Genomic DNA, 22,558 nt, shown 5'->3' with positions numbered 1-22,558 from the left:
TAGAGGTATTTTTAAAGGTGGTTTACGTATTTATGGAATTGAGAGAAACCTTGGCTAAAAAAGTGGCATGGATTAGTGTAATCAGTAACATTATTCTTACTTTAGGAAAAATAATCATTGGGTGGGTTGGAAATAGTGACGCAGTTTTCGCTGATGGGATTCATTCCGCTGCAGATGTGTTTGCTTCAGTAATAGTCTTGTTAGTCATAAAAATTGCTAATAAGCCAGCAGATGACGAACATCCATATGGACATGGAAAGGCAGAAGTCATAGTTTCTGGGGTTATCGGGATCTTGCTTTTTCTTGTTGCCATTTATGTGGTTTATGAAGGAATTAGCGGTTTCTTTCATGAAGTGGAATCACCGAGTTTTCTGGCGATGTGGGTGGCCCTCTTTTCCTATGTGACTAAGATTATTTTGTATCGAAGTTCGTTAAAAGTAGCAAAAGAAAATAAGAGTAAAGCCATTGAGGCCATTGCATTTGATCACAAAGCCGATATTGTGGCGTCGATTGCGGCTGCAATCGGGGTGCTGCTTTCAATTGCTGGCAGCCGTTTTGATATTCACTTTTTATTATACGGGGATAAGGCGGCCAGTATTTTTGTCGCTTATTTAATCTTTAAAATCGCTAAGGAAATGTTAACCGAGGCATTTGATATTTTATTGGAGCGGAACATTGATACAGAGACACTGCAAGAATACATTGCAGTTGTGAAGGAATTCAATGAAGTAAAACGAATTGACCGAATTAGAGCAAGAGAACTTGGTCATTATGTATTGGTGGATTTACGTATCTCAATCGATCATTATAAAACCATCAAGCAGGGACATGATTTGGCAAAAGCGATCAAACAAAAACTGATGGATAAGAACGATAACATTCAGGAAGTTTTGATCCATTTAAATCCTTTTTTTGCAGAAGATGAATAAATTCAGAAAAACTCCTTTGTACTTTCAGTGAATAGGGTTTATGATAGGATAGGAAATATAAAAAGTTAGAGGGAGTTGATATTTTTGAGTTATTCCGTAGACCCGGACCCAAGTAGTAGGTGTGGGGAAGTCAATGTGATCTTTGAATGGATTGAAATGAATAGCAAGAATATCAACTCTAGAAAAGGTTGTTGGCTTCCTCGAACAAAGTGAGTGAGGAGGTTAAGTCATGCTGGAAATTTTTAAAAGTACAGAGACAAAAGTTTTAGAAACGGTTGATGTTATATCAAAAGGGTGCTGGGTTAATATGTATTCCCCAACCCAAGAAGAAATCAATAAGGTGTCCATGGAAGCCCAAGTCGATGTAGATATCATTAAAGATGCTCTCGATGATGAGGAACGTCCGAGGATTGAACGAGACGATGGCCGAGTCTATATCATTGTCGATTTTCCCTATATCGTTCATGATGAAAATGGCTTTGCTGGATATGAAACGATCCCGATCGGCATTATTCTAACAGATGACTGTATCATTACGGTTTCCTTAAAAGATACCCCCATTTTAGAAGAATTTCGGAAAAACAGAGTAAAAGAGTTTTTTACGTTTAAAAAGACCCGTTTTGCTCTGCAAATACTGTTCGTTATTTCTTCGTACTATTTACGTTACTTAAAACAAATTAACAAGAAAACAAATGAAATTGAACATGTCGTTCACCAGTCATTAAAAAATAAAGAGCTGTTCGCTTTCCTAGCATTAGAAAAAAGTTTGGTTTATTTTACAACTTCGTTAAAGTCAAATAAGGTTGTCCTCGATAAGATTCTGCGATTTAATTATCTAAAAATGTATGAAGAAGACAAGGACTTATTAGAAGACGTGATTATTGAAAAAACACAGGCGATTGAGATGGCCGAAACCTATCGATCCATTTTAACCGGAATGATGAATGCCTTCGCATCCATTATTTCCAATAACTTAAACATCGTCATGAAATTCTTAACTTCGATTACCATTATCTTATCCTTCCCAACAATGGTGGCAAGCTTTTATGGGATGAATGTTGATATCCCTTTGCAGCACGCTACCCATTCGTATGCCATACCACTAGTAATCTCGGCATTTTTAACGAGTTTAACAGCTTTTATTTTTTGGAAAAAGAAATATTTTTAGAGACCAGTCCTTTTAGGGGCTGGTTTTTTATCGTTTTTAAAAAAACTTTCCCAAGTTTTTTTGGGTACTAAAAGTAATATTTTTTTAATAATCTGAAAAGTATCTATTTAGAATTCTCATATTGTTGTAAAATAGTAAAAAAGGAAAGGCATAGTCTGGTGGCAATATGGAATTTGGAGCCCTGATTAAATTCTATCGAACACAAAAAGGAATAACACAGGCAGAGCTTTCTAAAGGAATTTGTTCTGTCCCGCATTTAAGTAAAATTGAAAACAACTCAAAAGAAGCAAATGAAGGGACGATTGCTCTATTACTAAAGCGTTTAAATATCGGACTCGAAGAGATGGAGGAGCAAGAGGAAGAAATTAAATCCTTATTAAAAGGACTTGACGAGAAGATTAATTTTTATCTTAGAGATGAAATAGAAGAATATTATCAAAAACTTAAGGAGATTGAACATCTAATTCCATTCTCTCAATATATTTATATCTACGAACTATATAAGTTCCGTTATTTAATTTTTAAAGGCCAAGTGGATGAAGCAGATGGTCAACGAGCGCTTTTATATAAGCAAAAGAAAAATTTTTCCCAACATGAAGACTATTTATTTCGCTATTATAATGCGATATTCTTAATGTGGAAGGGTCAATTTCAAACGGCGGATGAAATCCTCGATGCCTTACATACAGAAAACAATAAAGAAACAACAAGTGGTGAATTTTTGTACCATCGAGCGCTTGTAAAAAGTTCACTGGAGCTTTCAGGACATGCCATCCATTTTGGAAAAATGGCACTGCAAATATTCATGAATCAGCACAACTTCATCAGAATCCTCCACACACTTATGCTGTTAGGTATTAATTATACCCATTCCAATATTTACGAAGAAGCACAAGAGTGTTTTCAACACTTAATCCGCAATGCAGAATTACTGCGAAAAGATAAATTACTTCCCCAAATCTATCATAATATGGGCCATTTGCAATTTAAAATGAATAATGCAAAGAAAGCACTATACTATTATGAAAAGAGTTTGGCCCTGCAGCCAAACAAAAACCAGCACTACCTAGTCACGTTATATGCAATTGGCGAGCTTCACCATTCTCTTAAATCATTAGAGAAGGCAAAGCTTTGTTTCCAAGAAGTGAACCTTCTCTCAAAAGAACTATCCGTAAAAAAATATCGAATCTTAGCAGACTATTATCTCCTTCTTCTAACATCTCCTGTAAAAGCATTTAAATATTTGGAAGGGAAGGTCATTCCCTACCTGGAAGAGGAAAATGAGCATAGTGAAGACTTAACCCATTTTTATAAAATACTTGCCGACTATTATACTCAAAAGGGTCTGGCGATCGATGCCGTAAAATATTTAAATAAAATAATTTAGGTTTAGGAGGCAATTTCAATGAAAAAGTTTGTTGTCCTATTGTTTTCAATCTCACTGATTGCACTTTTCGCGACCACGAAAGATGTAAAAGTTTCAACTACATATGATGTGGCCATTTCGACGGAAGATAATGTGTTAAACCATCCAATTCAACCGCCGATTGGCTGATTGTAAATCCCTGAACCTATCAGGGATTTTTTTATTGTATTAGGGCATGCTAATAATATGTGTTTTTTATTTTTGGAGTGAAAGAAGGAGAAAAATATGAAATCATTTGTTGTCGGATTCCATCAAGAAGATAATGTAGATAGCATGCAAATTCAGAAACTAAGCCAGGACGATTTCACGAAAGCAACAGAAGGTGGAACAAGGCATCTATTCGAGCTCGACACAAACATTGGCCTATTTGTGTTTTTTGATGCAGAAGATGTGGACGGGGACCTCTCCTACATGATATTGCATTATGAAGAAGACAATGAAGACCCAGTCGGCTGCTATTCTTTCCAATTGAAGGACTTTTACCAATTCATGGCACTGTTCTTAAATGATATGGAATTTAACGAAGAACCAGACGATGAAGATCAAGAAGAATACGGCCCGATTCATCACTTAGCCCATTTATTGTTCCATGTTGTTGAGGAAGGGAAAGATATTGAGGTATAAATAGTGAGTTATTGGATTGAGGACACCTAAATTAGGTGTCCTTTATTGGTTTTTTATCTGAAATGGGAAATCTAAGAGTTGCATATTTTAGCTTTTGGGCGAATTTTGGTGTTTAATGAGCGAACTCCATCAATCATCGAGCGAATTTCCATGTTCAATGGGCGAATCTTAATACTTTATGAGCGAATCGCAGTTTATCTTGTTAGAAAGTAATTAAAAACTCACCAAGGGAACTTCTTAGGGGCGTAGTACCGTGCTCTGTACTTTCCAAGGCATTGAAGATTACAAGATAAAAGTATCCTTTTTGCAACATCACGTGATTTTATATGAGCAAATTCCCGAAACTGCTTATTGGTTATCGTCGGACCAAACAGCAGAAAATAATCCTTCAGTGCGTTAATATGTGCTTCTTTTGAAAAAGCATCGCAGGAAGGGCAATACCAATTTTGTTTTTTACGAATGAGGGAATGATTAGAGTTGGTAGGACAGTGGACACCTGTTAACAAGTCTGATTTTTGAATACCGTACTTATTTAGTACATAGCTTGTCGGAACGGTATTCATTTTCACTAGGAGGCGGCAAAGCTTCTTGAGTTCCTTAGAGGTCAGTAGCGGTTTCGAATATTGTTTTTCTAAAAGGGTAATTTTGTTTAAGAAGACATCGGCCTTACATACTCGCGGTTTTATTTTGTGGGCATTTTTTCCTGTAACTGCATAGGAAGTATAACTATTACTGATCACTACTAAATATTCAACCGGAACGGGAGGAAAATGATGTGCAGCTAGAAGTTTCTGCAAGTACTTTTGATGCCTTTCCGCCTGTGCAATCGGGTAGGGGTATCCTTTTTCATTCCCATTATTGATTTGAATAAACTGTTCATTTTCCGTATCAAAGATTAACTTTCCAGCCATATTTTTGACATCAATCGCTAGGGCGAATTCAGGTGTTAAAAGAAGGGTATCAATTTGGCAGTTATAGTCGCCATCAGGAAGGTTTAAATCGTGGAGGATCATATATTTTTGATGCGGCAGTTCACGGTAATAGTAATCGAGTGATTTCTCTCCTATGTAACCAGCCTGCCTCCGCCCATGCTCTTCTAAAATTTGCTGGTACTTCTGGTGGCTGGGGGGAAGACGCCGCATTAAAGCCTCTAAAATAAGCAAAATTAATGGTTTTGTCCTTTCTTTTATTACCAAAATTATCACTCCTCTCATTTTAAGTTTAAAATTCTAATATGTGGATTGAAATTCCTGCCGAATTTTATCGATTCTTGTAAAATATTTTTCGAATATAATTCTATCAGCGAATGATCGGAATTCAATGAGCGAATTTTAGTAGTTAATGAGCGATTCCCGGGTTTCAATGAGCGAATTTCAGTAGTTAATGGGCGAATTCCGGTAGTCAATGAGCGAATCCCTATTTTATCCAATCGCCGGTAAGTTTACAGAATAGCAACAAAAATAAGCACTTAGGGAACGATCGGAACATCGCCCAAGTGCTTATTCATTATCCATTGCCAGTTTTTTTACTGACAACCACTCGGGCATTGCCCATGAAAAAGATCGTAACCGCCGCAATCCCAATTGGAATTAGTGTTAGTAAAAAGGTATGTGTAATCGAAGCGGACATCGCCGCAATAATTTTATCCAAGATAAAGTCAGGGATTTTCGAGCGTTCACTCGCTTGGAAGATTTGGCGTGGATCGCCCATTTTAAAATCTCCTGCCCCTTGCATATCTTTGAATGCTTCTTTTAATTTATCAGCAAACAAGTTGTTTTGCAGGGTGCCATAAACCGTTACGCCAAGTGTCATTCCAAACGACCGCAAAAATGAGTTCGTAGAGTTGGCTGTGCCGCGATTTTGCGGTTCTAAATTGTGCATAGATGCCGTCGGCAACAAGGAGAATGAAAATCCAACCCCAAAGCCAACCAAAATCATATAGATGGTCAGCAGCCAGCGGGCTGTATCAACCGTCAACGTTCCAAGGGAATACATGCCAAGAGCATAGGAAATAATCGAAACAATCATCAAATTGCGGTAGGACGTTTTCGTTAAGAAAATCCCCCCGACAGAACTCCCCGCAACAGAGCCAAGCATCATTGGCGTCAAAATTAATCCTGCATTTTTAGCTGACCCGCCGTAGACCGCTTGAACAAAGATAGGGATAAAAACCGTTAAGATAATAAACGTTCCGCCATATAAAAACGATAAGATTTGCGAGGTGGCAAATAATCGTCTTTTGAACAGCCAAAGCGGCAGAATTGGTTCAGCAGCCTTTATTTCGGCAATAAAGAAAGCTACAAAAAAGACGAAGAAGCTTGCAAATAACCCGATGATCGGGGTAGAATCCCAAGCATATTCTTTTCCGCCTAGTTCAAGTGCGAACATTAAGCTGACCACCGAAATAACCAGGGTAATCGCGCCAAGCCAATCAACCTTTTGCTTCGAATGCTGCAATGATTCATGGTAGTAACGAACAATTAAAAAGATCGAAACAATACCAATAGGTACATTTACGTAGAATACCCAATGCCAACTAATATAATCAGTAATATACGCACCAAGTAATGGTCCTAATACACTGGATGCTCCAAAAACAGCTCCCAGTAAACCAGTCATTTTCCCACGGTTTTCGGGTGGGAAGATATCAAAAACGATGGTAAAGGCGATTGGCATTAGTGCCCCGCCGCCGATACCTTGAATCGCTCGATAAATACTAAGCTGTATGATATCCTGGGCCACACCACACAAAGCCGATCCAATCAGAAAGACAATCAATCCAAAAATAAAAAAGCGTTTCCGTCCGTACATATCGGAAAGCTTACCGAAAATAGGCATCCCTGCCATTACAGCTACCATATAGGCAGAGGTGACCCAAATAAATTTATCAAAACCACCGAGGTCTGCTACAATGGTCGCCATCGCTGTTGCCACAATGGTGTTATCCATAGCTGACATTAAAATCCCCAACAGCAAACCCGCGACAACGGGTTTAAGATTTGTGTCTTTTTTGATCATAAAATTTCCCCTTAATATTAAAAATAAAAGGCTCCGCTTTTTTATTGATAATCAAGCTAAACCAATTTTAAAAGGAAGGATTAAACCTGTCAATTTTTATGGTGAAAAGCCTCGAGCTCGTCCAATAAAAGAAAGGGACCCATCCGCACTGAGTCCCTTTTTTTAATATAATCTTATCTCTGGAAAAACTCGACTTTTTCATCATCGGGGCCTTGTACAAAGAAATTACGATACCCGTTCGGAAGTGTCACAATTTCATCACTAAGAAAGACTACATTTAAACCATGTAAACGGTTGAATTCTTCTTCAATATCATCAACCAGGAAAGCGATATGATTGACTTTTCCTTCTGCTGGAAGATTAGGATTTCCGCCGTGAACTAATTCTAATTCAGTTTCATCCGAACCATTAAATCCAAGGAATGCTAGTGTAATCGAACCGTCTTCAATTGTAAACCTGTCCTTTATCTCCAAACCAACCACTTCTTGATAAAAGGTTAGGGAGGCATCTAGGTGATTAACATATACACCGACATGGTCCATTTTCTTAACAGCCATTTGACTTCCTCCTTTATGTATCCCTATTTAAGCTTTGAGAACATCATGGTCAACATAGCGTTCACCATTAATTTCACTGATAACATTGATCGCCACTTTGGCCCCATCGCCAGCAGTAATGATAGTGTGCATGCTCACACCCGCAACTGTTCCAGCTGCCCAAATCCCGTCAATATTTGTTTTACCTGAAGCATCAACATCAAAAATTGCTTTGATTCGTGGCTCAGTTCCTGGCTTTGTTGTTAATCCGGCAGATTCCGCAAGATCAACAGACATTCCTGTAGCAAGGATCACATGTTTTGCTTCATATTCACCCTGATCTGTTTCTACTTTAAATCCAGCCTCTGTTTTACTGATATTTGAGACAGTAGCTTGAACAATTTCTGCACCAAATTTGCCTGCTTGTTTTTTACCAGTTTCAACAAGATCAGGTCCAGTAATTTCTGCCACTCCATAATGGTTTTCGATCCATGCTCTTTTTGTCACGCTCTTATCATTATCAATAACCACTGTTTTCTTTCCAGCTTTCGCAGTGAAAAGAGCCGCACTTGCGCCAGTAGGTCCAGCACCAACAATTAATACATCAAACATAGTATTTACCTCCCCATATATTGAAAAATTGATTTCAAAATAAGATTAGCGTAAATAGAAAGATATGTAAAATCAACTGCCTATCTTTCGATAAAATATTTGAATTTTTCTAATAAACAAACTCTATATCACTGTCCGCAAAATAAAAAGAACCAACATTCCCTGTTTAGAAATGAAGGTTCTTGGTTTGAAGCGGTATAGATGGTCATGTACATTACGAGTTTAGGTTATTTACCTCTCTTTGGCTATGTTCTTTAAACGAAGCATGTTTTCGGGTATGAAGGAAATAATAAAGAACAATACCCAAAAGAACATAGAAAGAACAAAAGAAATAAAGAGAGCTATAATCCATTTTTGCGGCTGCTAATCCGACCACAAACGAGCCCAAGGCAATCCCGATATCATAGATTGATAGGAAAGTAGCGGTAGCTAGTCCTCTTTTTCGTGGAGCAGCGTCTTGGATCGCGATTGTTTGGAAGGTTGGAAACAGCGTTCCCCAGCCTAAACCAATCATTCCTGCAGAAAGGAGAAAGGTAACCGCACTGCCGCTTTGACTTAAGACCAACATTCCAATCGCAAACAATACGATGGATGGAAAGACAATTACATTTGGTCCATACAGGTCAAGCCATTTTCCGGTAAAAGGTCGTGAAATTAATAAAACAATCGCATACACCACAAAGAAAAGGGAGGAAACCTCTGCAAGGTGTATTTCTGTTGCAAAAACAGATACGAAAGATAGAAGGGCTGAATAAACGATGGCAAGAAAGCAGCCTACAATGGCGATCGGAACGGCCGAAGGCTCAAACAGGCTTTTGATTGAAAAGGCAGACTGTACAACCGGATGGACAGTTTCCTCTGTTTCTTTAACGTTTACACTTAATCCAGTGACCAAGGCCCCGACCGCAACAATGACACTAATAATGAACAGAGTTTCCGGGCCCCACTGCTGAATGGAGGTTAAGCCGATAAATGGCCCTAACACCATGGCCATATTGGTTGACATAATAAAATAACCCATTCCTTCACCACGGCGCGAAATCGGAATAAGGTCTGCCACGATTGCCCCTGCAGCGGTTGTCGCCATGCCAAAACCAACCCCATGTAACAAACGAATGGCCAAGAATCCAAGGATTGTTTTTGGAAAGAAATATAAAAGCGAGGCACCTGAGAAAACGATCAGTGCAGTGAGCAGGACTTTTTTATGACCCGCTTTTTCAAGCCATTGTCCAGCAAGCGGACGAGAGATAATCGCCGAAATCAAAAACACAGTTGTCATCAATCCCGCTTGCGAAGCATTACTGTCAAATTCCTGGATTGCATATATAGGAAGTGTTACAAGTAAAACATAAAAGGTTAAAAATAGAAAAAAGTTACTTAACGAAATACTTATAAAACTTTTCGTCCATAATTTGGGTTTATTCATATGATCACTCCTTTTTATAAAAGCTTTTGTAACCAGCTTTTTTGTAAATGAAGAAGCTCCTTCTGTGATGCTTCTGGAAGATGCTTTAATAATGATTGATTATTTTCTATGACGGCTTTTTCCCATTCTGGGTACAGCGTCAATGCCGCATCTGTTAATTGAACCAGTTTCTCGCGCTTATCTTTTCCTGGGACCTGACGTACGTATCCTTGTTTGACAAGCCGTTGAATGGTGCGTGTCATCGGTGGGGCTTCAACGAATAAATAATCACAAAGTTCTTTTTGGGTTAATGAACCTTTGGTTTGTAAAACAAAAATGACGGACCATTGTGACCCGTATAAACCTAAAGGTTTCAGTGCTTCATTGAGTTTATTTGTCAGGTGCCGTGAAAGCTGATGCAGTGTATGGAATAATTCGTGGCTATTCATTTATGTAGCACACCTCAAACTTCTTTTGATTAATTAGTTACCTAGGTAACTATAGTGTATTTATTGAAAATTGTCAAGGAAGGTATACAGATAAAAAAATTGCGCGGAGCCTTTAAAACTCCGCGCAATTCAATAAAAATCCTATCTTAATACATTAAAATACCGTGCTTCCGGATGGGCAAATACGATGGCTGAAACAGAAGCTTCTGGCTCCATCATACAGCCATCTGTTAACTGAATGCCGATTTCCTCTGGTTGAATCAACTTAAATAGCTTCTTTTGATCCTCCAATTCTGGACAAGCAGGGTAGCCAAATGAAAAACGCTGACCCTGATATTTGGCCGTAAAACGATCCTGCATGCTGAAATCAAGTGGATCTGGGAAGCCCCAACGGTCGCGCATTTGACGGTGAATTAACTCGGCAAAACCTTCCGCCGTCTCTAATGCCAGCGCTTGGAGAGCATGGGACTCTAAAAAGCGTCCATCCTGCTTAAATTGCTCCGCTTTTTCACGGATTCCTCTGCCAGCTGTAACCGTAAAGAAGCCGACATAATCTTTCTCCCCACTGTCCACTGACTTAAGGAAATCAGCTAAACAAAGATGTGGTGCCGATTCCTGACGCGGGAAGTCAAATGTTTCAATGACCTCGTCTGGATTTTCTGGATTAAAGATTAGCACTTTATTTCCATCCGCTTGTGCAGGGAAAAATTGATAAGCAGCAGCTGGAGAAATCCAGCCGTTTACCCGCGCATCAGTCAATAATTGGTCAACGACTTCTTTCACCTTTACCGCTTTTTCATCCTTTTCGGCTAATAACCTGGCAATTTTCCCTTTCACACCAAGATGGTGACCAATCAACATTTGCATATTGATATATGGTTCAATATGAGAAAGGGAATATGATTTAAGGACATGCCGCTTTGTATCCATTGGCGTAAAGACAGGAACCTGGGTAGACACCGCTGGCTTCGGTTTTACAGCAACGGAAACAGAGGAAGGGCGCTCAAACTCTCTAGGAATAGCTAGAGATTCTAATTTTTCCTTTTTCTCTTGCATTAATTTCTGAACTTCCTCTTCCGAATTCAATTGATTCGCAATCGAAAGACCAGTCATCGCATCTTTGGCATAAAGAACAAGTCCATCATACTCCTTGGCAATCTTCGAATCAGTGAACTTCCGAGAAAGGGCTGCTCCTCCAACCAGAATAGGGATGGCAATACCGGATTCCTTCATATCCTGTGCTGTTAACACCATTTGCTGTGCTGACTTTACCAACAAGCCAGATAAGCCAACCATGTCTGGTTTTTCACGATGAATCGCCTGGACTAAATCGGTTGGATTAACCTTGATCCCAAGGTCGATTACTTCATAACCATTATTGCTGAGGATGATATCGACGAGGTTCTTCCCAATATCATGAACGTCACCTTTGACAGTAGCTAAAATGATTTTTCCTTTAGAAGCAGAAACATCGCCTTTTTCCATGTGAGGCTCTAAATGCGAAACGGCAGCTTTCATAACTTCTGCACTTTGAAGAACCTCGGCAACGATGAGCTGGTTATCGTTAAAGAGACGGCCAACTTCCTTCATCCCTTCCATTAATGGCCCATTAATAATATCCAGTGGGGCAGGGTAGGTTTCAAGTGCTAGGTCTAAATCTGGCAGTAATCCTTCTTTTGTTCCCTCCACCACATAATAGGCGAGCCGCTCGTCAAGAGTCATATTTGGAACAGTGGATTTCGATTCTTTCTTTTTGCCTCGATAAAATTCCGTAAAGGTAGCTAACGTTTCATCAGTTGTATCAAATAAAAGAGCTTCTGCTAATTGGACTTCTTCTTTAGAAATGGAAGCAAACCGCTCTAGTTTTTCCGTATTAACAATCGCATAATCTAGTCCTGCTTGGGTGCAGTGGTAGAGGAATACAGAATTGAGTACTTCTCTGCCCACAGGAGGAAGCCCGAAGGAAACATTACTAATGCCAAGGATGGTTTGTACCTCTGGTAAATTTTCCTTAATTAACCTAATTCCCTCAACCGTAGCCTTGGCGGAACCGATATATTGTTCATCGCCAGTCCCAACAGGAAACACGAGCGGGTCAAAAATGAGATCCTGTGGTTTTAGACGATATTTTTTGACAAGAAGATCATGGGATCGTTTCGCAATCTTTAGTTTTTGCTCTGCGGTAACTCCCATTCCTTCCTCATCAATGGTCCCGACAACAACAGCTGCACCGTAGCGATGGATTAATGGAACTACCGCTTCAAAGCGTTCTTCGCCATCTTCGAGATTAATGGAATTGATAATCGCTTTACCTTGTGAATATTTAAGCGCCCGCTCAATAACCTTTTCATCAGTAGAATCAATAACAAGGGGAGCCTTTACTTTCTTTACCACTTCTTTAATAAAGTTTTCCATATCAACCATTTCTTCACGGTCAGGGTCGGCAAGGCAGAGGTCAATGACATGCGCACCGCCTTTGACTTGGGCACGGGCAATCTCTGCTGCTTCCTCGAATTTCCCCTCCGTGATTAAACGTTTGAATTTGCGTGAGCCGATTACATTTGTCCGTTCACCGACCATAATTGGTCTTAGTGTAGGGTCATCATAGATAAATGGTTCAATACCTGAGACCATATGAACGGCATTTGGCTTAAATTCTCTCGGTTGGAATTCCTTCATCGCATCTGCGATGGCTCTTATATGGGCAGGAGTCGTTCCACAACAGCCGCCAACAATATTCAGCCAGCCATGAGCAGCAAAATCAGCCAGCTTTTTCGCTAACGTCTCAGGTGTTTCGTGATAATGTCCTTCTTCATCAGGCAAACCAGCATTTGGATAGCAGCTGACAGCTGTGGATGCCAAATTTGCAAGTGAGCGGACATGGTCCTGCATGAACTCAGGACCTGTAGCACAGTTAAGTCCAACAGCAACAGGATTCATATGCTCAACGGAGATAAAAAACGATTCAATTGATTGTCCTGCAAGTGTTGTCCCCATTGGCTCAATTGTTCCCGAAATAAACAGCGGCAGTGTTTTCCCCGTTTTTTCGAACGCCCGCTCAATCCCAACATAGCCTGCTTTTACATTCAACATATCTTGACTTGTTTCTAAAAGAAGGAGATCAACTCCGCCATCGATTAAGCCAATCGCTTGCTCTTCATAGGAGGCTGCCAGGGCATCAAAGGTAGTTCCACCCGTGACACTTAATGTTTTTGTTGTCGGTCCCATCGATCCAGCCACATATCGAGGCCACTCATCTGTTGATACTTTGTATGCTTCCTTCACAGCGAGAAAGGCAGCGATTTTATTGATCTCATAAGCTTTAAAACCAAGTTCATATTCATCGAGGACCAAGCTTGTTGCCCCGAACGTATTTGTCTCGATGATGTCTGCCCCAGCTTCTAAATATTCACGGTGAATATTAGCAATAACTGAGGGTGCAGTTAGAACAAGGTTCTCGTTACATCCCTCGTACTGCTCGCCGCCGAAGTCTTCCGCTGTCAGATTTGCTTCTTGGATCATTGTTCCCATCGCCCCGTCCATGACGAGGATTCGTTTTTTGAGTTGTTCAGTAAATGGTGTTTTCGGCATAGTTGCTCCTCCTCAATTCACTTGAACGCTGACGAGTATATAACGCCAATTCAGCAGTTAATTCATAGCGTAAAAATGGGGTAATCAAATAAATTCCGTTAAATAAATCGAGTGCAGTATCGATAAGTGACTTAGTTATTTCAATTCCTTCACGCGCCGCCTGTTCGGGATTATCGTTGAACATTGCCATTCGGTTCCGGATTGAATCAGCAATTTTGATTCCCGGCACTTCATTATGAAGGAATTCGGCATTTTTACTGCTTGTCAGCGGCATAAGGCCTATATAAATAGGTGCATCAAGATGTTTGGTCTGCTCATAGACTTCGATTAATTTTTCCTCTGAAAAAACTGGCTGGGAGATAAAATAATCAGCACCGTACTGTATCTTCTTCTCTAATCTCTTTACTGCTTTTTCAACAGAGCGAACATTTGGATTAAAGGCTGCAGCAATACTAAAAGATGTCTTTTGCCCCAAATCCTTTCCAGAAAAAGATAAACCTTCATTTAATTGTTTAATCATCTGGATCAATTCAAAAGAAGAAACATCATAAACAGAAGAAGCACCAGGGAAATCGCCTACTCTTGCAGGGTCACCTGTAATCGCTAAAACATCATTCATCCCAAGCGTATGAAGCCCCATTAAATGGGATTGCAAGCCAATAATATTGCGATCACGGCAAGCAATATGAATCAGCGGACGCATTCCTAATTTTTCTTTCACTAAATATCCTAAAGATTCGTTTGAGATACGAACCGTTGCAAGAGAATTATCCGCTAAAGTAATCGAATCAATCCCTGCTTCTTTTAGGGCTTTGGCTCCTTCGAAGAACTTTGTTGTATCTAGTTTTCTAGGCGGATCTAATTCTACGATTACCGATGGCCTTTCTTTCACGATTTCTTGAAGGGGAGTGAACTCCCTTTGTGGAGAAAGTTGATCAACGATAATTCTCTTTGGTTTTAATTTTACTATTTTTTCAGTAATCGGGACACTATTCTTTAATTCAGCTGCAAAGGCTTTAATATGTTCTGGCGTTGTCCCGCAGCAGCCCCCAAGCAATCGAACGCCTTGACTGCGGAAAGCCCGTGCTGAATTTCGAAAATAATCGGCATCGCCCTCGTAATGAAATTTACCATCCGTATAGGCAGGGAGACTAGCGTTTGGATAGGCTGATAAGAAAGCATGTTTAGGTAGTTCGATCTGTTCCAAGGCTAGTAACATATGATGGGGACCGAGACGGCAATTAAGTCCAACGACATCCGCCCCAAGAGCTTCTAGTCGTTTTAAGGCGTCATTAACAGGTGTACGGTCCTGTAAAAATCCGGGCTCCTGATGGGAAACCTGTGCAATGATTGGCAGTTTAGTTTCCTTTCTAGCAATCGATAGAACGGTCTCAAGCTCTTCCAAATTATAAAAGGTTTCGAGCAATAGACCATCCACTCCTTCTAGAAGGAGACAATACAATTGTTCACGGAAACTGCGTTTTAATTCATCAATCGATACTGAATCTGGTTTAATTCCGCGATTGCCGCCAATCGTTCCAAGGACGAACGTATTGGACCTGGAAGCAGCTTGTTTAGCCAATTGGACAGCAGCACTGTTAATTTCCTTGACGGAATCCTCTAAACCATACCTTTGCAGCTTAAGGTAGTTTGCTGCATAGGTATTGGTTTGAATCACATCAGCTCCCGCATCAATATAGGCTTTATGGATGGATCGGATGTGGTCTGGCTGGGAAAGATTCAATTCCTCCAAACAGCTATCTTTACCGTAGGAATACAATAGGGTTCCCATGGCGCCATCGGCGATTAAGATTTGATTTTTTAATTTTTCTAAAAAGCTCATGATGATTCTCCTTGTTGTAGTACCAAATGATTCTTACGAACATGTTCTAGAGCCTGTGAAAAATCCTTTATCAAATCATCAGGATTTTCTAGTCCAACCGATAAACGAACAAGACTATTGGTAATCCCGCGCTTTTCTCGATCTTCTTGAGGCATCGCAGCATGGGACATTTTTGCCGGATAAGAGAGAATAGATTCTACCGCTCCAAGACTGACAGCAAAAACAGGTATTTCCACGTTTGCTAAAAAGGTTCGCAATGCATCTTCATTTGCTAATTCAAAAGATAGGACTGCTCCAGGTCCAGCAGCTTGATTCTTCTGAATGTGATATTGCGGGTGACTTTCCAGTCCTGGATAATGGACCTTATCAACAAGCGGGTGAGCATTTAAAAACTCTGCTAGTTTGATAGCTGAATTTTGAGATTGTTCCAAGCGTACGTGCAGTGTTTTGATTCCTCTTAATACTAGCCATGCATCTTGAACGCCTAAGATGGCCCCAAATCCATTCTGTAAAAAGCCTAATCTTTTCGCCAGGTATTCGTCATTGACGACTGCAAGTCCCGCAACAACATCACTATGGCCAGATAAAAATTTCGTCGCGCTGTGCAGGACAACATCCGCACCTAGCTCTAATGGTTTTTGATGTGAAGGGGTAAGGAACGTGTTATCGACGAATGTTAATGCACCCGTCTCCTTTGCAAGGTTGCTTATTGCTCGTATGTCAGTCACTTTCATTAATGGATTCGATGGTGTTTCTACATAAAACGCTTTTGTGTTCGGCTGAATAGCTTCTTTTACTTCCTCTAAATTTGTCATATCAACAAAGGTATGGTCAATTCCAAGTCGGGTGAGAACTTGCGTGACCATCCGAAATGTCCCGCCATACACATCCTCTGTAATAACAATATGATCACCTGCAGAAAGCAAGAGGAACGCTGTTGAAATGGCCGCCATCCCAGATGAAAAGGCAAATCCTTTGATTCCACCTTCGAGTTCTGCAATCACATCTTCAAGTGCTTCTCTTGTCGGATTTAAACTGCGGCCATAATCATACTTGCCAAACTGATCGAAGTCCGATTGGTGGAAGGTTGATGCATGCTGGATCGGTACACTAACCGCTCCAGTTACTGGATCAATTTTGTGCTTATTATGAAGGAGTCTGGTTTCAAAAGTATATTGATCGTGTGACATTAGGCAATCACTCCTTCTTGAACATGGATAAATGCTTTTTCTAAATCTTCTATTATGTCCTGTGAATCCTCAAGTCCTACGGAAAAACGTAATAACCGGTTACAAACGCCTGCTTGAATTCGAACTTCTTCTGGAATATCCGCATGTGTTTGTGTTGCCGGATAGGTAATAAAGCTTTCTGTCCCACCTAAACTTTCCGCAAAACTAATAAGCTTTAAACCTTGTAAAAATGGATTAACCCAAGTTTCGTCTTTGATCCTAAAAGAAACCATTCCACCTCGGCCAGGGTAAAGGACATCTGTCACCGCATCATGCTCCGAAAGAAATTCGACGATGTTTTTTGCATTTTTTTCATGTCGTTCCAACCGAAGAGACAATGTTTTCATTCCGCGCATTAATAACCAAGAATCAAAGGGACTTAGCACCGCTCCAGCACCGTTATGGTGGAAGGCCAATGCTTCACAAAGTTCTTTCCCAGTTGCAACAACAAGGCCGGCAAGGACGTCATTATGTCCACCTAAGTATTTCGTTGCACTGTGGATGACAATATCCGCACCAAGTGTAATCGGCTGCTGCAGGAGTGGCGTATAGAAAGTGTTATCCACGATTAATAATAATCCGTGCTGCTTTGCAATTTTTGAAACTGCCGCAATATCAGATTCCTGCATGAGCGGATTGGTTGGTGTTTCTAAGAAAATAGCTTTTGTTTGCGGGGTAATTTTCTTTTCAATCTCATCCGGACAACAGGTATTCACATATTGAGTCGTTAAGCCCCATTTTTTATATCCCTTTTCTAATAGGCGGTAGGTACCTCCATATAAATCTTCACTGACGATCCATTCGTCACCAGATTCAAATAGTGCAAGGATCAGTTGAATGGCCGCCATACCAGAACTGCATGCATATCCCTGATCCGCATTCTCTAAATCAGCAATAGTTTTCTCAAGGAGCTGGCGTGTTGGATTTCCTGTTCGCGTATAGTCAAAGCCAGTTGATTGGCCAATACCCTCATGGCGGAAGGCCGTTGAAAAGTATACAGGTGGGTTAACCGTTCCAGTAGTTGTTTCACTTCGGTTACCTATTTGGGCAAGTTTCGTATCGATTTTGTACATAACGGACACTCCTTAGTAATAAAAAAATTAATATAATATTTCACATTAACGCGATTGAGTAATAAAGCTTTTTGATAAATAAAAAAAGTCTTCTTATAAGAAGAAGACTTTTGTATGCACAACGCACTTGTCATTCTTCTTATCTAGCAAATTAGTAAATTTGCAGGACTTAGCACCTTTTCAATGAGAATAAACATTGAAGGTTGCTGAGGTGTCGCAGGGCCCTTCCCTCAACCTCTCTTGATAAGAAAACAATTATTTAGATTATTTATAAAATTTACTACAAAATTCGTGTTATGTCAAATCGTTTTTAAAGTAAAACATAATAATGAAGAAACTAGACGGAAATTCTTTATAAAAAAATATATAAATAGTTAATTGAAAACTTGTTGACAGTGGTAGTTTATGGATTTATTATAAGGTTATAAATTGTTCTTAATAAAGAACTATTATAGGTATTATGCAGTGCTAATTTATTAGTTGTGATACATAAAGTTGATAAAATTATACCATAGTTTTGGGAAATTAAATTAAAATAATTTCTATTAGTTAATTATGGAATTGGTGTTCTATTTAGTGAACCTATAATTCGATTAAAAAATTGTAAAACTGATGAAATGTATAGCAGGAGGAAAAGATGAGCGCTATAGCCGGAATATATCATTTAAACGATGAACCAATCAATCTAGAGCACGGAAACCGGATGATGAAAGAATTAGAAAAATATCCGGCAGATGATATTCAAACTTGGCATAACGACAAAGTCTTTCTTGGCTGTCATGCACAGTGGATTACACCGGAGTCTGTTGGTGAAAAGCTTCCTTATTATGACCATGAACGGAAGTTAGCCATTACAGCTGATGCGATTATAGATAATCGAGATGAATTGTTTGAGAGATTACAAGTTGATAAAAGGAAAAGAAAAGAAATCACTGACAGTGAACTAATTTTGCTTGCTTATCATAAATGGGGAGAGGAATCTCCGAAATATCTAATTGGGGATTTTGCATTCATGATTTGGGATGAGAGAAAACATAAACTTTTTGGTGCGAGGGATTTTTCTGGGGCACGAACCCTTTATTTTTATCGGTATAAACAGAGATTTGCATTTTGTACAGTAATACATCCACTACTATCATTACCTGATATTGAGATGGAACTTAATGAGCAGTGGCTTGCTGAATACTTGGTATTGGCGGGAACGATTGATGCGGTAAATACATCAATTACACCATATAAAAATATTGAACAACTACCTCCTTCTCATAGCATTTCGTTAGTTGGAAATAAAATTAAGTTTACTAGATATTGTAATTTAATACCTGAAAAACAATTAAATCTAAAATCAGATGAAGAATATGTTGAAGCCTTTCAAGATGTTTTCCAAAAGGCAGTCACCTCAAGATTACGTACTCATCTCAATGTGGGGGCACAACTAAGCGGTGGATTAGATTCGGGAGCTGTTGTTAGCTTCGCCGCAAAAGCTATGCGGGAAAGTAATAAAAATTTACATACCTTTAGTTACATCCCTCCAAAAGACTTTGTAGATTTTACACCAAAGCAATTATTGGCTGATGAAAGACCATTTATTAAATCAACTGTACAACATGTTGGGGGTATAAAAGATTCCTACCTGGATTTTGATGGAAGGAATTCATATTTAGAAATCGACAGTTTACTGGAAGTTTTGGAGATGCCATACAAGTTTTTTGAGAACTCCTTCTGGTTAAAGGGAATGTTTGAGAGAGCCAGTGAGGAAGGAGTAGGGTTATTATTAAACGGTGATCGAGGGAATTTCAGTATTTCTTGGGGCTACGCCATGGATTACTATTCGATGCTTTTAAAGAGGTTAAAATGGTACCGCCTTTATCAAGAATTAGATGAATATTGTAAAAAGGTTGGCGGAGCAAGATTACGTAGGTTACCGGATATTGTTAGAGTAGGTTTTCCGGTTATAGACAAATTTTTTCAGCAAGGTACTCCTTATAAACTTCCTACAATAATTAATACGGAATTTGCCAATCATACTGATATTTATAACAAGCTAAAAAAATATGGCATAGAAAAATCTGGATGGTTTCCTACATCAACTATATATACTGAAAGAAAAAGGCATTTTGAGAATATGTTTATCTGGAATGCAGGGAATACTCTTGCTGCAAAACTATCATTACGTTACTTACTATCAAAGCGGGATCCAACAAATGATATACGTGTTGTACGTTTTTGCCTATCTGTTCCAGAAGATCAATATGTTCAAAATGGCATGGATCGGGCTCTTATAAGAAGATCCACAGAAAACTATTTACCTGACAAGGTTCGATTAAACCAAAGTATTCGGGGGGTCCAGGGGGCTGATTGGGTTCATCGGATGATTCCATATTGGAATGATTTTAAGGATGAACTACATCAACTTATTGAAGATAAAAGAGTATTGAAATTTTTAGATCGTCAAGTGATAAAGAGAGCATTACTAAAGGTTGAAGAAGGCCCAAAGCCTGAATATGCCACTGATCCAGAATATAAAATTTTAATGCGCAGTTTAATTATATACCGATTTATAAAAAAATTTCCTTGAAAGGAGGTGAGAAGATGAAAAAAGAATGGCAGAAACCAGAATTACAAGTGCTTGATGTAAAAATGACAATGCTTGGAAAAGATGGGGATTTTACTGATGCAGCTTTTCCAGAAAACACTCCAAAAGCTGATCTAACTTTCTGTTAAGAGTTAGAAAAAAAGTAAGAACAGATTTAGTTAAATGTTTTTTCATAATTCAATCTGCTAGGGTACCGTACATAAGGAACCTTGTAGATCCAGTTTTTTTATAGAAGTATACATGTTAAAAGCCCTTATGATTAAAGAGATGATAAGGGCTTTTAACATAACCTTTGAAATATTGGAGTGAATAGAGTGATAGAAACTAAAAAACAAGTGGTTTATAAGGCCTTTGGTTTTTCTGTCATAAGTGAGATTCTTTTACCTGAATTACCTCATATAAAGAATAAGGTAGAATCAATCGATATTGAAGTGAAAATAGAGGATTTAACTAAAGAATGGTACGAATTATCGGATTATAATAATGCTTTTGTTATTAAAGAAAATCTAGTGATGTTTCAAGTTCCTGATGTTGCAACTTTCTCTATCCAAGATGGAAATAGAATTTCGGTTTCACCTTTGAAAGAAAATGAAGAAGACGTGATAAGACTTTATATTCTTGGAACCTGTATGGGTGCAATATTAATGCAAAGAAAAGTATTTCCTTTACATGGAAGTGCGGTTGCTATTAATGGAAAAGCATATGCTTTTGTGGGTAATTCTGGAGCTGGGAAGTCTACAACGGCATCCGCATTCTTGAATCACGGATATCAACTTCTTAGTGACGACGTAATAGCAATAACGTTATCACAGAATGACTCTATTCCATATGTAACTCCATCATATCCACAGCAAAAGCTATGGCAAGATAGTCTAAATATTCTTGGAATGGAATCTAATGACTATCGACCAATATATGGTAGGGAAAATAAGTACTGTATTCCAGTGGCTTCGAAGTTTATTTCTGAGCAAATTCCCCTTGCAGGAGTGTTTGAACTAATAAAAACTGAGAATAATGAATTTGAAATTTGTCCAATCAATAACTTAGAACGATTTTATACACTTTACTACAATACTTATCAAAATTGTTTTATTCAAAATTTAGGGATCATGGATTGGCACTTTAAGACAACAGCAAAAATTGTTGATAAGATAGACATTTACCAAATACATCGTCCTGTTTCTGGAGCAAGTTCCACTCAAATAGTTTCGCAAATATTAAAAACAATCAGCAAAGGAGAATAAGCAATGATTAGAAGTGGAAATATCTCATTAGGTCATTCCGTTATACAAATCAAAGGAAATCTTGTTAGTAATATGGGTGGAGAAAAAGTGATGCTAAGTGTTAAAAACGGAAAGTACTATAACTTAGGTGAAATTGGTGGGGGTATTTGGGATCTTATTGCGGAAGAGACTTCAGTTAATCAATTGGTGACAAAATTACTATCAAATTTTAATGTAACTCAGACCGAATGTGAGGAACAAGTGATTTCTTTTTTGGAACTATTATTAGAAGAAGGCTTAATTGAAATAAATGATAGTATATAATCTAGCAACCTAATTTTAAATATAAGTAAGGAGCAGCTAATGAAAGTGTTGAGAATGGTAAGAATTTTTTTATTATTGAGTATGAATTTTAAGTTACTTTTAATCGAGGCTTTTTTTCTACTGGGTTGGGCTCGTATACTTAAAAGTATGTCTTTTGCAAAGGTTGCTCCTTCATTAGGTGAATACATGAATGAAACATCCTTAAATTTAGATGAATCTAAAAAACAGCTTCTTAAAAATGTTTCTGAAGCAGTTAATTTAATGAGTCGTTATACTTTTTGGGAAAGCATGTGTCTAGTTAAGGCAATTGCAGCAATGAAAATGTTGGAAAGGCGCCACATAGAAAGTACCATATACTTAGGGACTGCAAAAGATAAGACTGGAAAATTGATTGCTCACGCATGGCTGCGCAGTGGCCCTTTCTACATAACAGGTGCAGAAGTTATGGACCAATTTGTTGTTGTAAGCAAATTTGGAAAAAAAATACGTTGATAAAATAATAAAGGAGTCAG

General features: G+C 38.8%; 20 protein-coding genes and 1 riboswitch. Of the genes, 10 read left to right on the top strand and 10 right to left on the bottom strand.

Going from position 1 to position 22,558, the window contains the following annotated elements:
• The first annotated feature begins 32 nt into the window (after positions 1 to 32).
• The 5 genes from AC4QJR_RS23380 (at position 33) to AC4QJR_RS23360 (ending at position 4,147) form a co-directional block, all read left to right on the top strand.
• The gene (locus AC4QJR_RS23380) at positions 33 to 929 is read left to right on the top strand and encodes a cation diffusion facilitator family transporter (RefSeq protein ID WP_496524358.1); all 897 of its coding nucleotides are present in this window, start codon (positions 33 to 35) and stop codon (positions 927 to 929) included.
• 229 nt (positions 930 to 1,158) lie between these two features.
• Positions 1,159 to 2,097, top strand: coding sequence for a magnesium transporter CorA family protein (locus tag AC4QJR_RS23375; protein WP_026567945.1), 939 nt, complete (start codon positions 1,159 to 1,161; stop codon positions 2,095 to 2,097).
• Positions 2,098 to 2,263: 166 nt separating this feature from the next.
• Complete coding sequence (locus AC4QJR_RS23370; protein ID WP_098572793.1) at positions 2,264 to 3,484, top strand: tetratricopeptide repeat protein; 1,221 nt, start codon at positions 2,264 to 2,266, stop codon at positions 3,482 to 3,484.
• A gap of 18 nt (positions 3,485 to 3,502) precedes the next feature.
• Positions 3,503 to 3,652 (top strand): hypothetical protein, encoded by a 150-nt coding sequence (locus AC4QJR_RS23365; RefSeq protein ID WP_180230044.1) that lies wholly within the window; start codon positions 3,503 to 3,505, stop codon positions 3,650 to 3,652.
• Positions 3,653 to 3,748: 96 nt separating this feature from the next.
• On the top strand, positions 3,749 to 4,147 hold the full coding sequence (locus AC4QJR_RS23360) for a cytosolic protein (protein WP_496524357.1): 399 nt from the start codon (positions 3,749 to 3,751) through the stop codon (positions 4,145 to 4,147).
• A 221-nt stretch (positions 4,148 to 4,368) separates the two neighbouring features.
• Here the strand turns inward: AC4QJR_RS23360 and AC4QJR_RS23355 are convergent, their stop codons facing one another.
• The 10 genes from AC4QJR_RS23355 to AC4QJR_RS23310 all read right to left on the bottom strand — a co-directional run bounded on the left by AC4QJR_RS23355 (position 4,369) and on the right by AC4QJR_RS23310 (position 17,903).
• A complete protein-coding gene (locus AC4QJR_RS23355; protein ID WP_496524356.1) occupies positions 4,369 to 5,343 on the bottom strand; it encodes a nuclease-related domain-containing protein in 975 nt (324 codons plus the stop codon).
• Between the two features lie 310 nt (positions 5,344 to 5,653).
• On the bottom strand, positions 5,654 to 7,165 hold the full coding sequence (locus AC4QJR_RS23350; protein WP_496524355.1) for an MDR family MFS transporter: 1,512 nt from the start codon (positions 7,163 to 7,165) through the stop codon (positions 5,654 to 5,656).
• Positions 7,166 to 7,338: 173 nt separating this feature from the next.
• Positions 7,339 to 7,722 carry a VOC family protein gene (locus AC4QJR_RS23345; protein ID WP_496524354.1) on the bottom strand — a complete coding sequence of 128 codons (384 nt, stop codon included), beginning with the start codon at positions 7,720 to 7,722 and terminating at the stop codon, positions 7,339 to 7,341.
• A gap of 27 nt (positions 7,723 to 7,749) precedes the next feature.
• Positions 7,750 to 8,313: an NAD(P)/FAD-dependent oxidoreductase gene (locus AC4QJR_RS23340; RefSeq protein WP_496524353.1), complete on the bottom strand. Its 564-nt coding sequence runs from the start codon at positions 8,311 to 8,313 to the stop codon at positions 7,750 to 7,752.
• A 214-nt stretch (positions 8,314 to 8,527) separates the two neighbouring features.
• Positions 8,528 to 9,739, bottom strand: coding sequence for an MFS transporter (locus AC4QJR_RS23335; RefSeq protein WP_375377205.1), 1,212 nt, complete (start codon positions 9,737 to 9,739; stop codon positions 8,528 to 8,530).
• A 14-nt stretch (positions 9,740 to 9,753) separates the two neighbouring features.
• A complete protein-coding gene (locus AC4QJR_RS23330; protein ID WP_496524352.1) occupies positions 9,754 to 10,167 on the bottom strand; it encodes a MarR family winged helix-turn-helix transcriptional regulator in 414 nt (137 codons plus the stop codon).
• Positions 10,168 to 10,308: 141 nt separating this feature from the next.
• On the bottom strand, positions 10,309 to 13,758 hold the full coding sequence (gene metH / locus AC4QJR_RS23325; protein WP_496524351.1) for a methionine synthase: 3,450 nt from the start codon (positions 13,756 to 13,758) through the stop codon (positions 10,309 to 10,311).
• The gene (locus tag AC4QJR_RS23320) at positions 13,736 to 15,601 is read right to left on the bottom strand and encodes a bifunctional homocysteine S-methyltransferase/methylenetetrahydrofolate reductase (protein WP_496524350.1); all 1,866 of its coding nucleotides are present in this window, start codon (positions 15,599 to 15,601) and stop codon (positions 13,736 to 13,738) included. The genes metH and AC4QJR_RS23320 overlap by 23 nt, the downstream gene beginning before the upstream one ends.
• Positions 15,598 to 16,791, bottom strand: coding sequence for a cystathionine beta-lyase (gene metC, locus AC4QJR_RS23315; RefSeq protein ID WP_496524349.1), 1,194 nt, complete (start codon positions 16,789 to 16,791; stop codon positions 15,598 to 15,600). The genes AC4QJR_RS23320 and metC overlap by 4 nt, the downstream gene beginning before the upstream one ends.
• Positions 16,791 to 17,903: a methionine biosynthesis PLP-dependent protein gene (locus AC4QJR_RS23310; protein WP_496524348.1), complete on the bottom strand. Its 1,113-nt coding sequence runs from the start codon at positions 17,901 to 17,903 to the stop codon at positions 16,791 to 16,793. The genes metC and AC4QJR_RS23310 overlap by 1 nt, the downstream gene beginning before the upstream one ends.
• A 136-nt stretch (positions 17,904 to 18,039) precedes the next feature.
• Positions 18,040 to 18,153, bottom strand: a riboswitch (SAM riboswitch).
• Between the two features lie 387 nt (positions 18,154 to 18,540).
• Here AC4QJR_RS23310 and AC4QJR_RS23305 point away from each other — a divergent pair.
• From AC4QJR_RS23305 to AC4QJR_RS23285, 5 genes are all read left to right on the top strand, one after another.
• Positions 18,541 to 20,481: a lasso peptide isopeptide bond-forming cyclase gene (locus tag AC4QJR_RS23305; RefSeq protein WP_496524347.1), complete on the top strand. Its 1,941-nt coding sequence runs from the start codon at positions 18,541 to 18,543 to the stop codon at positions 20,479 to 20,481.
• 14 nt (positions 20,482 to 20,495) lie between these two features.
• Positions 20,496 to 20,627 (top strand): paeninodin family lasso peptide, encoded by a 132-nt coding sequence (locus tag AC4QJR_RS23300; RefSeq protein ID WP_496524346.1) that lies wholly within the window; start codon positions 20,496 to 20,498, stop codon positions 20,625 to 20,627.
• A gap of 186 nt (positions 20,628 to 20,813) precedes the next feature.
• Positions 20,814 to 21,743: an aldolase gene (locus AC4QJR_RS23295; protein WP_496524345.1), complete on the top strand. Its 930-nt coding sequence runs from the start codon at positions 20,814 to 20,816 to the stop codon at positions 21,741 to 21,743.
• A gap of 3 nt (positions 21,744 to 21,746) precedes the next feature.
• Positions 21,747 to 22,046 carry a lasso peptide biosynthesis PqqD family chaperone gene (locus tag AC4QJR_RS23290; RefSeq protein WP_496524344.1) on the top strand — a complete coding sequence of 100 codons (300 nt, stop codon included), beginning with the start codon at positions 21,747 to 21,749 and terminating at the stop codon, positions 22,044 to 22,046.
• Between the two features lie 39 nt (positions 22,047 to 22,085).
• Positions 22,086 to 22,538 (top strand): lasso peptide biosynthesis B2 protein, encoded by a 453-nt coding sequence (locus tag AC4QJR_RS23285; protein ID WP_496524343.1) that lies wholly within the window; start codon positions 22,086 to 22,088, stop codon positions 22,536 to 22,538.
• Positions 22,539 to 22,558 lie beyond the last annotated feature (20 nt).

This window comes from Neobacillus sp. BP17 (assembly GCF_059579525.1).
The sequence above is the reverse complement of the archived record's forward strand: the minus strand, read 5'-3'. Positions and strand labels throughout refer to the sequence as shown.

What these genes read in the sequence shown, in the direction of transcription:
- AC4QJR_RS23380 (WP_496524358.1), top strand. Translation starts at nt 33, where the DNA reads ATGGAATTGAGAGAAACCTTGGCTAAAAAAGTGGCATGGATTAGTGTA.
- AC4QJR_RS23375 (WP_026567945.1), top strand. Translation starts at nt 1,159, where the DNA reads ATGCTGGAAATTTTTAAAAGTACAGAGACAAAAGTTTTAGAAACGGTT.
- AC4QJR_RS23370 (WP_098572793.1), top strand. Translation starts at nt 2,264, where the DNA reads ATGGAATTTGGAGCCCTGATTAAATTCTATCGAACACAAAAAGGAATA.
- AC4QJR_RS23365 (WP_180230044.1), top strand. Translation starts at nt 3,503, where the DNA reads ATGAAAAAGTTTGTTGTCCTATTGTTTTCAATCTCACTGATTGCACTT.
- AC4QJR_RS23360 (WP_496524357.1), top strand. Translation starts at nt 3,749, where the DNA reads ATGAAATCATTTGTTGTCGGATTCCATCAAGAAGATAATGTAGATAGC.
- AC4QJR_RS23350 (WP_496524355.1), bottom strand. Translation starts at nt 7,165, where the DNA reads ATGATCAAAAAAGACACAAATCTTAAACCCGTTGTCGCGGGTTTGCTG.
- AC4QJR_RS23345 (WP_496524354.1), bottom strand. Translation starts at nt 7,722, where the DNA reads ATGGCTGTTAAGAAAATGGACCATGTCGGTGTATATGTTAATCACCTA.
- AC4QJR_RS23340 (WP_496524353.1), bottom strand. Translation starts at nt 8,313, where the DNA reads ATGTTTGATGTATTAATTGTTGGTGCTGGACCTACTGGCGCAAGTGCG.
- AC4QJR_RS23335 (WP_375377205.1), bottom strand. Translation starts at nt 9,739, where the DNA reads ATGAATAAACCCAAATTATGGACGAAAAGTTTTATAAGTATTTCGTTA.
- AC4QJR_RS23330 (WP_496524352.1), bottom strand. Translation starts at nt 10,167, where the DNA reads ATGAATAGCCACGAATTATTCCATACACTGCATCAGCTTTCACGGCAC.
- metH (WP_496524351.1), bottom strand. Translation starts at nt 13,758, where the DNA reads ATGCCGAAAACACCATTTACTGAACAACTCAAAAAACGAATCCTCGTC.
- AC4QJR_RS23320 (WP_496524350.1), bottom strand. Translation starts at nt 15,601, where the DNA reads ATGAGCTTTTTAGAAAAATTAAAAAATCAAATCTTAATCGCCGATGGC.
- metC (WP_496524349.1), bottom strand. Translation starts at nt 16,791, where the DNA reads ATGTCACACGATCAATATACTTTTGAAACCAGACTCCTTCATAATAAG.
- AC4QJR_RS23310 (WP_496524348.1), bottom strand. Translation starts at nt 17,903, where the DNA reads ATGTACAAAATCGATACGAAACTTGCCCAAATAGGTAACCGAAGTGAA.
- AC4QJR_RS23305 (WP_496524347.1), top strand. Translation starts at nt 18,541, where the DNA reads ATGAGCGCTATAGCCGGAATATATCATTTAAACGATGAACCAATCAAT.
- AC4QJR_RS23300 (WP_496524346.1), top strand. Translation starts at nt 20,496, where the DNA reads ATGAAAAAAGAATGGCAGAAACCAGAATTACAAGTGCTTGATGTAAAA.
- AC4QJR_RS23290 (WP_496524344.1), top strand. Translation starts at nt 21,747, where the DNA reads ATGATTAGAAGTGGAAATATCTCATTAGGTCATTCCGTTATACAAATC.
- AC4QJR_RS23285 (WP_496524343.1), top strand. Translation starts at nt 22,086, where the DNA reads ATGAAAGTGTTGAGAATGGTAAGAATTTTTTTATTATTGAGTATGAAT.